Below are 14,111 nucleotides of genomic sequence, written 5' to 3'. Positions count from 1 at the left end.
AGTGACTCATAGTCTTCACTCTCTTGATACGCCGTATTCATACGTTCATCCAAATGAATCGTCATGGACATGGCATCGATATCACGCTCGTCTGTTTCAATTTTAACTATCACAAAGCGTTCGAGTATTTCTTTGGGAAGAACAAGGCTCGCTAATTGTTCTAATATCTTTGTTTCCATATAACTGCAAAGGTAACATTTTTTATTTATACCCACACCTTTTTGCTACTGTGCCCTTTTTTGAGGTTTGAGCAAGGAGTGAACAAGGAATGAACAACGTAAAAAATAAATTCCCCTGTAAATCTGTTATTTACAGGGGAATTTATGTAGCGGGAGTGGGACCCGAACCCACGACCTCCGGATTATGAATCCGACGCTCTAACCAGCTGAGCTACCCCGCCATCCTTGTTTGCGGGTGCAAAGTTACATCAAAGTTTCGAAACAGCCAAATAATTCCGTAACTTTTTTTGCTCCTGACATTTTATAGCGGATATTCATCGAATGCATATAGTACCGTTGTGAGGTACCTTTCTCCAGTATCGGGGAGAAGAACAACAATCTTTTTACCCTTGTTCTCTGGCCGCTTGGCAATCTGAATAGCTGCGAAGACCGCCGCTCCAGAGGATATTCCGACAAGCAGTCCCTCCTGCTGTGCCAACAGGCGTCCCGTGCGTATGGCATCATCGTTGTCCACGTCAAACACCTCGTCAATTACTTGTGCGTTGTATGTGTTTGGTATGAAGCCTGCACCTATACCCTGTATCTTGTGTGGTCCGCTCTTGCCACCGTTCAGTACAGGCGATGATGCCGGCTCTACGGCAATTATCCTGATGTTTGGGTTCTTCTCTTTCAGTCTTTTGCCTATACCCGATATAGTTCCTCCTGTTCCGACACCAGCAACGAAGATGTCCACCTGTCCATCGGTATCTTCCCATATTTCCACACCTGTGGTGTCGTAGTGCCGTTGTGGGTTGGCAGGGTTCTCAAACTGTTCGAGGATGACAGCGTTGGGTATGCTGTCTCTTAGTTCCTCAGCAGCCCTGATAGCTCCCGGCATTCCGTCCTGTCCTGGTGTGAGCCTCACCTCGGCACCATAAGCCTTTACGAGGTTTCGTCTTTCCACGCTCATGGTCTCGGGCATGGTTAGTATCAGCTTGTAGCCTTTCACGGCAGATACCAGTGCCAGTCCCACTCCCGTGTTTCCGCTTGTAGGCTCAATGATGGTTGCGCCTGGTTTCAGGATGCCTTTTTTCTCTGCATCCTCAATCATTGCGAATGCTATACGGTCCTTGACACTTCCGCCAGGGTTGAAGAATTCCACTTTTGCAATGATGGGTGTGTCCAGCCCGTTTTGCTTTGACACCTTGGCAAGCTCTACTAACGGTGTCCTGCCGATGAGTTCTGTAATCTGTTTTGCTATTTTTGACATAGTTGTTGCTTTTTTTTTAGATGAGATAGATGAGATAGATGAGATAGATGAGATAGATGAGATAGACCTTAGTCCTTAGACCTTAGTCCTTAGTCCTTAGACCTTAGACCTTGGTCCTTCGCCCTATACATACTCGAATGCTTCCTGCAGTGCGTCTATAAGGTCGTTGATGTTCTCGGTGCCGACGCTCAGTCTGACTGTAGAGGGATAGATGTGCTGCTGCTCAAGCTCCTCGGGACTCATTTGTGAGTGTGTTGTTGTTGCTGGATGTATGACGAGCGACTTTACGTCGGCAACGTTGGCCAGAAGGGAGAATATGCGCAGGTGGTCTATGAACCTCCATGCCTCTTCCTGTCCGCCCTTAATCTCGAATGTGAAGATGCTGCCAGCACCATTGGGATATAGCTTCTTGTACAGCTCGTGGTCGGGATGAGTAGGCAATGACGGATGGTTGACTTTAGCCACCTTGGGGTGATTGGATAGGTATTCCACTATTTTTAGTGCGTTTTCAACATGTCTCTCAACCCTGAGGCTCAGTGTCTCAACGCCTTGCAGCAATATCCATGCGTTGAACGGACTGATGGTAGCACCGGTATCGCGCAGTATGACGGCACGTATGCGTGTGACGAAGGCTGCTGCTCCTGCCACATCTGCAAATATCGCACCATGGTATGATGGGTCGGGCTTTGCGAGGGTAGGGAACTTGTCGGCATTAGCTTTCCAGTCGAAATGTCCTCCGTCTACTATTACTCCACCGAGTGAGCTGCCGTGACCGCCCAGGAACTTGGTTGCCGAGTGAACGACGATGTCGGCTCCGTGCTCTATCGGACGGATGAGGTATGGAGTACCGAATGTGTTGTCGATGATAAGTGGTATGTTGTTGCGATGTGCAATCTCAGCCAGCGCACCGATGTCGGTAACGTCGGAGTTTGGGTTTCCGAAGGTCTCTGCGTACAGAGCCTTGGTGTTTGGCTGTATGGCAGCCTCCACGGCCTTGAAATCGCGCACGTCAACGATGGTGTTTGTGATGCCCTGTGTCGTAAGGGTGTGTGTGATGAGGTTGAACGAGCCTCCGTATAGGTTGTCGGCAGCCACCACGTGGTCTCCATTCTGCAGAATGTTCTGCAAGGCGTAGGTTGCTGCTGCAGCACCGGAGGCTACAGCCAATCCTGCCACACCTCCTTCGAGTGCTGCCACCCTGTCCTCGAAGACTCCTTGTGTGGAGTTGGTAAGTCGTCCGTAGATGTTGCCAGCATCACGCAGGCCGAAACGGTCGGCGGCATGCTGTGAGTTGCGGAATACGTAACTGGTGGTCTGGTATATTGGCACCGCGCGTGCGTCGGTGGTTGGGTCTGGCTGTTCCTGTCCAACATGCAGCTGGAGTGTCTCGAAGTGTAGTTTCTTGTTGCTCATAGTCGTGTTGTTTTAATTGTTATTGTTCACGTTTGCAAAGGTAGTGCGTTTATGCAATATAGGAAATAGCACGAATGGGGCATTTGGTGTACCATGATTGTGGTATATTCAATAAAATGCCCCTCCGTAATGCTGTTTTCTGCGGTGTCCAAGCATAAAAAGAAATAAGGTGTAACGAAATTGTAACGCCTTGGTAATATTTGTGAAAGAAATAATCGCTACCTTTGCAACATCACATTAATAGGTGTTACACATTATTTATATATGGAGCATAACTATTCTGACAACAACGACAGGAAAAGCTACCGCATACTTGTGGTAGACGACGAGCAGGATCTCTGCGAGATACTGAGGTTCAATCTTGAGGCAGAGGGCTATCAGGTGGTGACGGCAAATTCGGCTGAAGAGGCCTTGCTGCTTGACCTTGGCAGCTTCAACCTGCTGCTTCTTGACGTTATGATGGGCGGCATGTCAGGCTACACCCTGGCAAGCAAGCTCAAGCAGATGCCTGTCACGGCAAACATTCCCATCATATTCCTTACAGCCCGTGATAGTGAGAATGACATGGTGACGGGATTCAACATAGGGGCAGACGACTATATATCGAAGCCATTCTCGCTGAGAGAGGTGATGGTGAGGATTCGGGCTGTGCTTCGTCGCACTCAGGATGCAGGCGACATAATAGAGCACAAGGTACTGAAGTACCAGGGACTGGAGATGGACCTGAGCAGGAAAACAGTAAGCGTGGACGGTGAGGACGTGCCGTTCACCAAGACCGAGTTTGAACTTCTGCATCTGTTGCTTGAGGAACGTGGACGAGTATTCTCCCGTCAGGAGCTCATCGACAAGGTGTGGCCTAAGGACGTGATGGTACTCGACCGTACTGTGGATGTCAACATCACCCGCATGCGCAAGAAGATTGGACGCTTTGCCAAGTGCATAGTTACACGCCTTGGTTTTGGATATTACTTTGATGCCTGACAGACCGTTGCCTATGGGACGCTTATCAGTAGGAATGAAGCTATATGCTTCCATTATGACCATCTTTGTGCTCTTTGCCGTGGCCTTCATAATCTTCCAGCAGTCGAGGGAGAAGCAGTTCAAGATAGACACCCTCGACACGAAGCTTCAGGCGTACAACGACCGCATGGAAGAGAACCTCCGTCTACATGGCCGCTACGACTCCACGACACTCAGGCAGTATGTGGCCACGCACGGAATGAAGGGGTTGCGCGTGACCATCACCGACACCCGTGGAAATGTACTTTTCGACAACAAGCTGCCTAAGGGCCAGAAGGCTGGGAACCATATCAACAGACCGGAGGTGAGGCAGGCGCTTGCACATGGCAAGGGTTCATCGGTGGACAGGAAGAGCAAGACCATGAACCACGACTATTTCTATTCGGCCACGTTCTATCCCGACCGTAATGTCATTATCCGCAGTGCCTTGCCCTACGACGATGACCTGGCGGAGTCGCTGAGTGCCGACCAGCATTACATATGGTTTGCCCTGGGCATAATGCTTGTGTTGACTATAGTGCTGTGGCGGTTTACCAGCCGTCTCTCACGCAACATCAATAACCTGCGTGCCTTTGCCACCAAGGCAGACCACAACGAATCTTTAGACACTGAGGACCTTGTGGCCTTTCCTGCCGACGAGCTTGGAGAGATAGCGGAGAGAATAATTAAGATTTACAAGCGGCTGGAGAGCACGCGTAAGGAGCAGGACGTGCTGAAACGCCAGCTGACGCAGAATATCGCACACGAGCTGAAGACCCCCGTGGCAAGTATACAAGGGTATCTGGAAACCATACTCGGCAATCCTGGTATGTCGGACGAGACGCGGCAGCTGTTCATGCAGCGATGCTTTGCTCAGAGCCAGCGGCTGACGGCATTGCTCCACGACATATCAACGCTGAACAGGATGGATGATGCACCGGAAATGAACGACTTCAGCGATGTGGACATCACGCAGACAATGACAACCATTGTGGCCGAGACATCCCTGCAAATGGCAGAAAAGGGAATGACCATGGATAACCGTCTGCCCGACAATGTCAAGGTGATGGGAAACCACAGCCTTATATACAGCATCTTCCGCAACCTTACCGACAATGCCATCGCCTATGCAGGAACCAACACAACCATTAGCGTGAGTGCCTGGCTGGAGGAAGACAAGTGGCATTTCCGTTTCTCCGACAATGGAGTAGGGGTGCCCCGCGAGCATCTGCACCGTCTTTTCGAAAGGTTCTATCGTGTGGACAAGGGACGTAGCCGCAAGATGGGAGGCACAGGTCTCGGACTTGCCATTGTCAAGAATGCCGTGCTCATACATGGTGGCACCATATCTGTGGAGAATGCCCCAGAGGGTGGTCTTGTATTCGACTTTACACTTCGTAAATAAACAACAGGTGCTGTTTTGAAACGCTGTTTTCTGCAGTAACTATTCAGCGATTACCGTAGTAAGTATGCGCTTTTGCGCTTACATTGCGGGATTATTGAGAATCCGTAAATCTAATCGCTGAATAGTTACTTTCTGCATAGGGATTACTAAAAATAATTAATAGACTTGTTTATGTCGTGATTATTGGTTATTTTTGCTTTGTAAAAATCCTTATCAGTCTAATGGTAATAACTAAAGCAACAATTAATCACGCCAATGCGGTAGCACGCCTTATCATGCAGGCCATGAACTACGACTGTTGCCGCTATTTTGCTGGCCCAGACCATACACTTTCAGATTTCGAGACTGTCATGACCGCCCTTGTGGAGTCAGAGGAGAGTCAGTACAGCTATACCAACGCCATTGTCGCCCTTGATGACAATGGCGAGGTGGCTGGTGTATGTGTAAGCTACGATGGCAGTGACCTGCACCGTTTGCGTGAGGCTTTCGTATCGGCAGCCAGAAAGGCTTTTGGCCGCGACTTCTCATCTATGACCGATGAGACCCAGGCGGGCGAACTGTATATAGACAGCATCGCCGTGGAGAGCCGTTACCGGGGGCAGGGCATAGCCGGCCAACTGCTCGACGCAACGAAGCAAAAGGCAAGGCTGCTTGGCATACCGGCCGTGGGACTGCTCGTAGACAAAGGAAACCCAGACGCGGAGAGACTATACCTCAGGCATGGCTTCGAATATGTTGGTGACAACACGTGGGGAGGACATCCTATGAAACACTTGCAATACAAGATAGTGTGAGTATATTAATGAAATCTTAAACCTTAAAAGAATACTTAAAAACAATGCAAATAAGCAAATATCTGGTTGTTAACAGTAAGGATGCCCAATGGGGACTCACCGTGAGCACCGTTGGCTATGAGGAGATAGGTGCAGGTGACCCTTATCCAACGCGTGGACATGCGGACGGATATTATTTCGACTTGGGCAAGGGACGCGTGCTCAACGAGTATCAGCTCCTGTACATCACAGAGGGCGAGGGCGTGTTCAGCTCAGACCATGTAACCAACGTCCCGCTCAAGGCTGGCGACCTGTTTCTGCTCTTTCCTGGCGAATGGCACTCCTACCATCCTCTTCCCAACCGTGGCTGGAAGAGCTATTGGATTGGTTTCAAGGGAAAGAATGTTGATGACAGGGTACGCGCCGGTTTCCTCTCAGCGTTCAAGCCCGTATACCATGTGGGATTCAGCGCAGATGTCATCCGACTGTATGAGGAAGCTTACAAGCGGGCGCAGGAAGAGGCTCCATACTCGCAACAGATACTGGCGGGCATCGTCAACCATCTCGTTGGGCTGATGTATGCCTTGGAGCGTAGTATAGAGCTTAGCAAGGACCACAACCGCGTGGATATGATAAACCTTGCACGACTGCGAATCAGAGAGTCGCTGGAGAATGACCTTACCATACAGCAGATTGCTGAGGAGCTTGGTGTGAGCTACAGCAATTTCCGTAAACTCTTTAAGGAGTTCACAGGCATCTCGCCAGCCCTCTATCAGCAAGACCTCAGACTTCAGAGGGCAAAAGAACTGCTGGCCACGACTAACCTCAGCGTTAAAGAGATTGCCTACCGTCTGTGCTTCGAGTCGCCAGACTACTTCTCGTCGAAATTCAAGATAAAGACGGGGAAGAAACCCAGTGAGTTTAGAAATTTGTAAGGGGTGAGGTTGATAGTGTAGTTGACAAGTTGATGGCTCTGTGGAAAAAACATGGGAAGGAGTACCTAAACGAAGGTGCCTTTTCCGGTTCATTAGGGAAATCCTTTGTCATGTAAAGAATCGTCGATTTCATCTACTATGAGTCCCTTTTTCACGCAAAGCTTTGCATCCGCCCACGCAAAGCTTTGCAATTGTCCACGCAAAGCTTTGCATCTGCCCACGCAAAGCTTTGCATTCGTCAATGCAAACGTTTTAGGGGAAAGGAACCTTCATTTAGGTATCCCTTCCCCCATGTTTTTTTACAGAGCCCTGATAAATGCTAAAATATAAACGTGCGCAGTAGCCAATAGCTGACTATGCCGGCAAGATAGCCAACGAAAGCCACCCAGGTGATTTTCTTCATGTACCATCCGAAGGTAATCTTCTCAAGTCCCATAACAACAACGCCTGCAGCGCTACCGATGATGAGCATCGAACCTCCAACTCCGGCACAGTAGGCGAGCAGCTGCCAGAACACTCCGTCTATAGCCATGTCGCCCGCAGCCTGTACGGGATACATTCCCATGCAGCCTGCTACAAGAGGAACGTTGTCGACAATGCTTGACAAAACGCCTATGATACCAGTCACAATATAGTGGTTGCCGTCAAACCAGATGTTTAGTCCCTCACCAAGCTGTGCCAGCACGCCTATTGTCTGAAGGCAACCTACCGCCATCAAAATACCAAGGAAGAAAAGAATGGTTGACATGTCAATACGCGTTAGCATACGGCTCACACGCTTCTGCATGCCGTCGCTGTCATCGTGTTCAAGGTGGCGGTACATGGTCTCGGTTACTGTCCACAGCACGCCCAGAACAAGCAATATGCCTACAAACGGAGGCAGGTGGGTGATAGTCTTGAAGATAGGTACGAAGATAAGACCGCCAACTCCAAGGCAGAATATTATCTTACGCTGCGATGCTGTGAGGTAGTCATCCTCGCCGCCTGAAGCTTTCTTGCTGCTTGGAGCGACAAGCTCTCCCTTAAGGCTCAGAGACAGTATGTAGGCTGGGATGACCATGGATATGAGCGAGGGTATGAGAATTTCGGTTATCACGCCAGCAGCCGTTATCACGCCCTTGTTCCACAGCATGATGGTCGTAACGTCGCCTATTGGTGAGAACGCTCCACCAGAGTTGGCGGCAATGATGACAAGCGAGGCATAGATGATGCGGTCCTTTTTCTCCTTGACAAGCTTCCTCAATATCATTATCATCACTATGGACGTGGTGAGATTGTCGAGAATTGCACTCAGGATGAATGTCATGAAAGCTATGCGCCACAGAAGCGAGCGCTTACTTTTGGTCTTCAGTGTGTCCTTGACGAAGTTGAAGCCGCCGTTCTGGTCGACAAGCTCAACGATAGTCATGGCACCCATCAGAAAGAACAGCGTGGTGCCGGTCTCGCCGAGGTGCTCCTCAATGATTTTCCCAACTTTCCCTGCTACTTCGCTATGGTCGACACCTGCAAGGCTTGTGACAAGTCCGGTAGGGTCAATCATAAACAGGGTCCAACAGACAACGAACATCAGCAGGGCTATGGCTGCCTTGTTGATTTTCGTAACACTCTCAATGGCTATGAAAAAATAACCAATTACAAACGCCACAATAATGGCAATAGTTAGTGATGACATGATATTAAAGACTTGAAATTGTGTTCTTGGTTTGAATTTGTTTGCAAACTTACATTTTTTTTTTCATACTTCATACTTATTCTCAATCTTTTTTCTTCTTTGCCCCGTTCTGCTCATTTCCTGCCTGTCCCAAGATGAGTAAAAGTACCTGTTGTCTCAAAAGTTCATGTCGAAATATCAAATAATCATGTTGGAAAATGGGAGGATGTACTAACTTTGCTGCCAGAATTATAAAAACTATCCTAAAACATGGAACAACCTAAACACTTTTTTGCTGTTGACCTTGGGGCTACCAGCGGCAGAACAATCATCGGAACTATTGAGAACGGAAAGATGTCACTCGAAGAGCTTACTCGCTTCGACAATAATCTCATTGAGACTGGAGGACACTTCTACTGGGACATCTTCGCTCTTTACAATGAAGTTATAAATGGACTGCGACTTGTTGCCAAAAGGCAAATAGAAATACAGAGCATTGGTATAGACACTTGGGGTGTCGATTTCGTATGTGTAGGCAGCGACGGCGCCATTCTGCGCAATCCTCTGGCTTACCGCGACCCGCACACCGTGGGCAAGATGGAGGAATATTTCGAGAAGAAGGTGGCGAGAGACGAGGTGTACAATATCACGGGCATCCAGTTCATGAACTTCAATTCTCTTTTCCAACTCTACGCCATGGATGAGGCTGGAAACACCGCCTTGCGCAATGCCGACAAGGTGCTGTTTGTTCCCGATGCCTTGAGTTATATGCTAACTGGTAATGCTGTGTGCGAATATACAATAGCTTCTACATCGCAGATGCTTGACCCGAGGACAAAAGACCTTGACAGCAGGCTGGTGGAGAGCGTTGGACTGAAACGTGGCCAGTTTGGCGAGATGGTTAATCCTGCTACCGTCATTGGAACAATAACAGAGGAAGTACAGAAGATGACAGGTCTTGGTGCCGTTCCCGTAATTGCTGTTGCAGGCCATGACACTGGTAGTGCTGTTGCAGCCGTGCCAGCAGCAAATGAGAAGTTCGCATATCTAAGCAGCGGAACATGGAGCCTTATGGGTATCGAGACACAAGATGCCATCATCAACGCTCGAAGCTTCGACCTCAACTTCACCAATGAGGGTGGCATAGAGGGTACTACCCGCTTCCTTAAGAATATATGTGGCATGTGGATATACGAGCGTTGCCGTAAGGAGTGGAAGGATGCCGAGGGTTTGGGGCATGCCGAGCTGCAGAGCGCAGCCATGGAGTGCGAGCCTTTCCGCAGCCTCATTAATCCTGATGACCCCATTTTTGCGAATCCCACTTCCATGGTGGATGCCATCACAACATATTGCGAGAAGACCAATCAGCCAATACCTCAGGGCTATGCGCAGACCTGTCGTTGCATCTTCGACTCTTTGGCTCTTCGCTACCGGCAGGTATTTGCATGGCTGAAGGAGTTTGCTGACTTCGATATCAATGTTCTACATATAATCGGTGGCGGCTCAAAGAACGAGTATCTTGACCAGTTCACGGCAAACTCGTGCGGTGTAACAGTCCTTGCCGGACCGCAGGAGGGAACAGCCATAGGCAATATCATGCTGCAGGCAAAGGCTGCCGGAATGGTAGGCGACATATGGGAGATGCGCCGCATCATAGCCGACAGCTTGGAACTAAAGCGTTTCGAACCCCAGGATAAGGAAATATGGGATGCAGCCTACGAGAAGTATCTTGATATCGTTAATTTAAAAGGTTAATGGTTTAATGGCTTAAAAGGTTAACGGGTTAATGGTTTAAAAGGTTAATGGTTTAAAAGGTTAATGGTTTAACAGATTGCCTCCCTTACTTACTACAAGAATAATAATTAGAAATCTTACAAATAAATTAACACAATGAAAACAGAACTTGTTACAAAGGCATACGAAATTGCCAAGGAACGTTACGCTGCTATTGGCGTTGACACAGAGAAAGTATTGAAACAGATGCAGGACTTCCACCTCTCGCTCCACTGCTGGCAGGCAGACGACGTTAAGGGCTTCGAGGTACAGGCTGGTGCATTGTCGGGTGGCATTCAGTCTACTGGTGACTTCCCCGGTGCTGCACGCAATATCGACGAACTGCGTCAGGACATCCTGAAGGCCAAGAGTCTTATCCCAGGTAATCACCGTCTGAACCTCCACGAAATCTACGGTGACTTCAAGGGTAAGGTTGTTGACCGTGACGAGGTTACAGTAGAGCATTTCCAGTCATGGATAGACTGGGCTAAGGACAACAACACCATGCTCGACTTCAACTCATCCAGCTTCTCTCATCCCAAGTCGGGAAGCCTCACGCTTGCCAACCCTGACGAGGGAATACGCCAGTTCTGGGTAGAGCACACCAAGCGTTGCCGTGACATTGCCAATGCCATGGGTGAGGCACAGGGCGACCCATGTATCATGAACCTATGGGTTCACGACGGATGCAAGGACGTTTCCGTAAACCACGCCCTTTACCGCAATACACTTAAGAAGTCGCTCGACGAGGTCTTCGCAAAGGAGCAGCCAATGATGAAAGACTGCATCGAGGGTAAGGTGTTCGGCATCGGCCTTGAGTCGTTCACCGTTGGCTCACACGACTTCTATACCGCTTATGCCGCACAGAACGACAAGATACTGACCATTGATACTGGTCACTATCATCCCACAGAGTCGGCTGCAGACAAGGTATCTGCCGTGCTGCCTTTCCTCAAAGAACTTATGCTGCACGTCAGCCGTCCTGTTCGTTGGGACTCAGACCATGTAACCATCATGGACGATCCTACTCAGGAGCTGTTCTTCGAGATAGTACGCGCAGGCGCTCTCGACCGCGTTCATTATGGTCTTGACTTCTTCGACGGCTCAATCAACCGTATCGGAGCCTACGTCATAGGCTCACGCTCTGCACAGAAGTGTATGCTGCGTGCCCTTCTCGAACCACGCGAGACTATCTCTCAGCTTGAGCTTGCTGGAGAGGGCTACAAGGTACTCGCCATCATCGAGGAACAGAAGGCCATGCCGTGGCAGGCTGTGTACGATGAGTTCTGCGTACGCAACAACGTACCAGTTGGTCAGGAGTTTATTGCTGACATCGACCAGTATGTCGCTGACGTTATCTCTAAACGATAGGATATGGATATTCTCATTGGATTGATAATCATAGCAGTTGGGGCATTCTGCCAATCCAGCTGCTATGTTCCAATCAATAAGATAAAGGATTGGAGCTGGGAAAGCTATTGGATAGTGCAGGGCGTCTTCGCATGGTTGCTCCTGCCGCTGCTCGGCGCATTCCTTGCTGTTCCCGAGGGGCATTGCCTTTGCGAGCTTATTACTGACACTCCCTCATTCAATATCTGGATGACAATCCTGTTCGGAGTATTGTGGGGCGTAGGCGGTCTGACATTTGGCTTGTCCATGCGCTACCTTGGTGTCGCCCTCGGACAGTCCATCGCCCTTGGAACATGCGCTGGTCTTGGAACCATCATGGGACCCGTGCTGCTTAATGTCTTCTTCCCAGAGCTTAACGCTCTCAGCTCTCTGACATTTGCAGTCATACTTGGTGTTGCAGTTACCCTCGTCGGCATTGCCGTCATAGGTGTTGCTGGCTCCATGAAGGCTGCGTCGCTGTCTGAAGAAGAGAAGAAGGCGGCCGTAAAAGACTTCAACTTCCCCAAGGGACTTGCCATAGCCCTGCTTGCAGGATTTATGAGCGGATGCTTCAATGTAGGCCTGGAGTTCGGCAAGGACATCAACTTCGGTGATCTTACTCCCGATATGTACAAGACGCTACCGGCCACGCTTCTCGTCACGTTGGGTGGCTTTGTCACCAATGCTGTTTACTGCTTCTATCAGAACAGCAAGAACAAGACTTGGGGTGACTATGCAAAGACTTCCGTATGGGGAAACAATGCTTTGTACTGTCTCTTGGCAGGTGCTCTGTGGTACAGCCAGTTCTTTGGACTGTCTCTTGGCAAAGGCTTCCTGACTGAGTCCCCGACCCTTATGACTCTTGCCTTCTGTATTCTCATGGCACTTAACGTCACGTTCTCCAACGTGTGGGGAATCATACTCAAGGAGTGGAAAGGTTGCTCGCAGAAGACAATTGCCGTCCTTGTTGTCGGCCTGATAATTCTCGTTTTCTCTACATTCCTACCACAGTTGATAGGGTAGTGGCTCATGGTAGACGAATAAAAGAGTTCTCGCTAAGGAGAGTATTATTGCGAAGCGGACAAGTAGACAAGTTGATTTGTTTGTGGTCGTATCAAGCGTGTAGTGACGTATGTAATGCGTCTGCAAGGTACACCTATTCACTTGTTTACTTGTCTGCTTCCTTTTTTTGCCTTCTTCTTCTGGGTAAAGCCTCGCATAGCTTGTTCTCCGCTAAGATTTTGGACGGGATATCGTAATGCTTGTCTAAATTCTTGATGGTGATTTTGCCCTTGAACTGGTAATTCTTTAGTGAATTTATGTCTGACATAATCTTGGAAGTAGCAGACAACGGTATCAGATACAGATCCTCAGGTGCGCTCGGCTCTCCTCCCACACCTATTATATACCATACGTCGATGCCGTTTTCTGTGCTGTATTGTTTGAAGATGCCTATTTTTTCCTTTGTTATCAGTTCATTATTGGTGGATCTTGGAAGTGTTCTCCTCCATTTACATTCCAATGCTACTTTCTTTTTTCCTTTGAAGGAAATGACCAGGTCTGGAAGACGGTTTGTCTCGGGAAACACTCCGTCAAGAGACTTGTCGCTTCGCCATTCAATCAGTTTTGCATCACTATCCGTGCAGCCTATGTGGAGTAACTCTTCAATGACGTAGTCTTCGAACTCGCGTCCTTTCAACATCTCCTCTGGCATGGTTATTGCACAAATGCGTTGTATGATAGTAGAATACGGCCTGTTAATCTGTTTCTTGATAGCGTGAATTCCTTTGTCTTCGTAAAACATTCTTAGCAATATCTTATCCTCCCTGACTGTCCATCTCTTAGGGTACCTAATGGTCTCCTCTACGAAATCTGTAACAGGTTTATCTATTAGCTTCTCTACATTCTGTCTTCCTGCAAGTAGTCCGAATACATGCCCGTTAGGGTTAACATATCCAGCTACTATCCTGTTAGCCATTTCTATTACGAATGAGTTCCTTAGCAAAGGTGTTGGACCAGCTCCTCTGGGATCATCCCTCTTTAACACAATGATGAGGAGTCGGTTCTCCTGGAGCGCTTTTTCTATTTGGACGTTGTTGACATCTGTAAATTTATTGGTTACAATGAGTATGGTTGGGATTCCTCTGACCAGTAGTGCCGACATTACTTCGTACTCCATATCTGTTGTCTTGAAGCATATCACGCAGTCTTTTTCGCTCAGGCTATCTACCCAAGTGAAGATGACCGGATAGAGAGATATGGGCGTTTTTTTTGAGCAGATGAAAAGAGTGGTCTCTCTTTTCAGCAGTTTCTCGTTGCCTATTTTTTGAATAATCCTCATTACT

The 14,111-nt window shown here is 48.6% G+C and carries 11 protein-coding genes and 1 tRNA gene; 7 read left to right on the top strand and 5 right to left on the bottom strand.

What is annotated here, in order from left to right:
• Window positions 1-326: 326 nt before the first annotated feature.
• The 3 genes from CIL02_RS05190 to CIL02_RS05180 all read right to left on the bottom strand — a co-directional run bounded on the left by CIL02_RS05190 (window position 327) and on the right by CIL02_RS05180 (window position 2,841).
• Window positions 327-400 (bottom strand) — tRNA-Met (locus CIL02_RS05190).
• 80 nt (window positions 401-480) lie between these two features.
• Entirely contained in the window at window positions 481-1,428 is a 948-nt protein-coding gene (gene cysK, locus CIL02_RS05185) for a cysteine synthase A (protein WP_094399619.1), read from the bottom strand.
• 123 nt (window positions 1,429-1,551) lie between these two features.
• The gene (locus CIL02_RS05180) at window positions 1,552-2,841 is read right to left on the bottom strand and encodes an O-acetylhomoserine aminocarboxypropyltransferase/cysteine synthase family protein (RefSeq protein WP_094399617.1); all 1,290 of its coding nucleotides are present in this window, start codon (window positions 2,839-2,841) and stop codon (window positions 1,552-1,554) included.
• Between the two features lie 264 nt (window positions 2,842-3,105).
• Here CIL02_RS05180 and CIL02_RS05175 point away from each other — a divergent pair, with 264 nt between their 5' ends.
• The 4 genes from CIL02_RS05175 to CIL02_RS05160 all read left to right on the top strand — a co-directional run bounded on the left by CIL02_RS05175 (window position 3,106) and on the right by CIL02_RS05160 (window position 6,953).
• A complete protein-coding gene (locus CIL02_RS05175) occupies window positions 3,106-3,822 on the top strand; it encodes a response regulator transcription factor (protein WP_094399615.1) in 717 nt (238 codons plus the stop codon).
• 13 nt (window positions 3,823-3,835) lie between these two features.
• Window positions 3,836-5,245: a cell wall metabolism sensor histidine kinase WalK gene (locus CIL02_RS05170; RefSeq protein ID WP_094399641.1), complete on the top strand. Its 1,410-nt coding sequence runs from the start codon at window positions 3,836-3,838 to the stop codon at window positions 5,243-5,245.
• 221 nt (window positions 5,246-5,466) lie between these two features.
• Window positions 5,467-6,039, top strand: coding sequence for a GNAT family N-acetyltransferase (locus CIL02_RS05165; RefSeq protein WP_094399613.1), 573 nt, complete (start codon window positions 5,467-5,469; stop codon window positions 6,037-6,039).
• Window positions 6,040-6,083: 44 nt separating this feature from the next.
• Window positions 6,084-6,953, top strand: a complete 870-nt coding sequence (locus tag CIL02_RS05160) for an AraC family transcriptional regulator (protein ID WP_094399611.1) — start codon at window positions 6,084-6,086, stop codon at window positions 6,951-6,953.
• Window positions 6,954-7,272: 319 nt separating this feature from the next.
• On the opposite strand, the gene nhaD is transcribed toward CIL02_RS05160, so the two are convergent.
• A complete protein-coding gene (gene nhaD / locus CIL02_RS05155) occupies window positions 7,273-8,625 on the bottom strand; it encodes a sodium:proton antiporter NhaD (protein WP_094399609.1) in 1,353 nt (450 codons plus the stop codon).
• 249 nt (window positions 8,626-8,874) lie between these two features.
• On the opposite strand from nhaD, the gene CIL02_RS05150 reads away from it, so the two are divergent.
• From CIL02_RS05150 to CIL02_RS05140, 3 genes are all read left to right on the top strand, one after another.
• Window positions 8,875-10,359, top strand: coding sequence for a rhamnulokinase family protein (locus CIL02_RS05150; RefSeq protein ID WP_094399607.1), 1,485 nt, complete (start codon window positions 8,875-8,877; stop codon window positions 10,357-10,359).
• Between the two features lie 135 nt (window positions 10,360-10,494).
• The gene (locus CIL02_RS05145; RefSeq protein WP_094399605.1) at window positions 10,495-11,748 is read left to right on the top strand and encodes an L-rhamnose isomerase; all 1,254 of its coding nucleotides are present in this window, start codon (window positions 10,495-10,497) and stop codon (window positions 11,746-11,748) included.
• 3 nt (window positions 11,749-11,751) lie between these two features.
• A complete protein-coding gene (locus CIL02_RS05140) occupies window positions 11,752-12,789 on the top strand; it encodes an L-rhamnose/proton symporter RhaT (protein ID WP_094399604.1) in 1,038 nt (345 codons plus the stop codon).
• 145 nt (window positions 12,790-12,934) lie between these two features.
• Here the strand turns inward: CIL02_RS05140 and CIL02_RS05135 are convergent, their stop codons facing one another.
• A complete protein-coding gene (locus tag CIL02_RS05135) occupies window positions 12,935-14,107 on the bottom strand; it encodes a hypothetical protein (protein ID WP_094399602.1) in 1,173 nt (390 codons plus the stop codon).
• Window positions 14,108-14,111: the final 4 nt, after the last annotated feature.

Source organism: Prevotella sp. P3-122 (assembly GCF_002251365.1).
Classification (GTDB): Bacteria; Bacteroidota; Bacteroidia; order Bacteroidales; family Bacteroidaceae; genus Prevotella.
The sequence above is the reverse complement of the archived record's forward strand: the minus strand, read 5'-3'. Positions and strand labels throughout refer to the sequence as shown.

What these genes read in the sequence shown, in the direction of transcription:
- cysK (WP_094399619.1), bottom strand. Translation starts at nt 1,428, where the DNA reads ATGTCAAAAATAGCAAAACAGATTACAGAACTCATCGGCAGGACACCG.
- CIL02_RS05180 (WP_094399617.1), bottom strand. Translation starts at nt 2,841, where the DNA reads ATGAGCAACAAGAAACTACACTTCGAGACACTCCAGCTGCATGTTGGA.
- CIL02_RS05175 (WP_094399615.1), top strand. Translation starts at nt 3,106, where the DNA reads ATGGAGCATAACTATTCTGACAACAACGACAGGAAAAGCTACCGCATA.
- CIL02_RS05170 (WP_094399641.1), top strand. Translation starts at nt 3,836, where the DNA reads ATGGGACGCTTATCAGTAGGAATGAAGCTATATGCTTCCATTATGACC.
- CIL02_RS05165 (WP_094399613.1), top strand. Translation starts at nt 5,467, where the DNA reads ATGGTAATAACTAAAGCAACAATTAATCACGCCAATGCGGTAGCACGC.
- CIL02_RS05160 (WP_094399611.1), top strand. Translation starts at nt 6,084, where the DNA reads ATGCAAATAAGCAAATATCTGGTTGTTAACAGTAAGGATGCCCAATGG.
- nhaD (WP_094399609.1), bottom strand. Translation starts at nt 8,625, where the DNA reads ATGTCATCACTAACTATTGCCATTATTGTGGCGTTTGTAATTGGTTAT.
- CIL02_RS05150 (WP_094399607.1), top strand. Translation starts at nt 8,875, where the DNA reads ATGGAACAACCTAAACACTTTTTTGCTGTTGACCTTGGGGCTACCAGC.
- CIL02_RS05145 (WP_094399605.1), top strand. Translation starts at nt 10,495, where the DNA reads ATGAAAACAGAACTTGTTACAAAGGCATACGAAATTGCCAAGGAACGT.
- CIL02_RS05140 (WP_094399604.1), top strand. Translation starts at nt 11,752, where the DNA reads ATGGATATTCTCATTGGATTGATAATCATAGCAGTTGGGGCATTCTGC.
- CIL02_RS05135 (WP_094399602.1), bottom strand. Translation starts at nt 14,107, where the DNA reads ATGAGGATTATTCAAAAAATAGGCAACGAGAAACTGCTGAAAAGAGAG.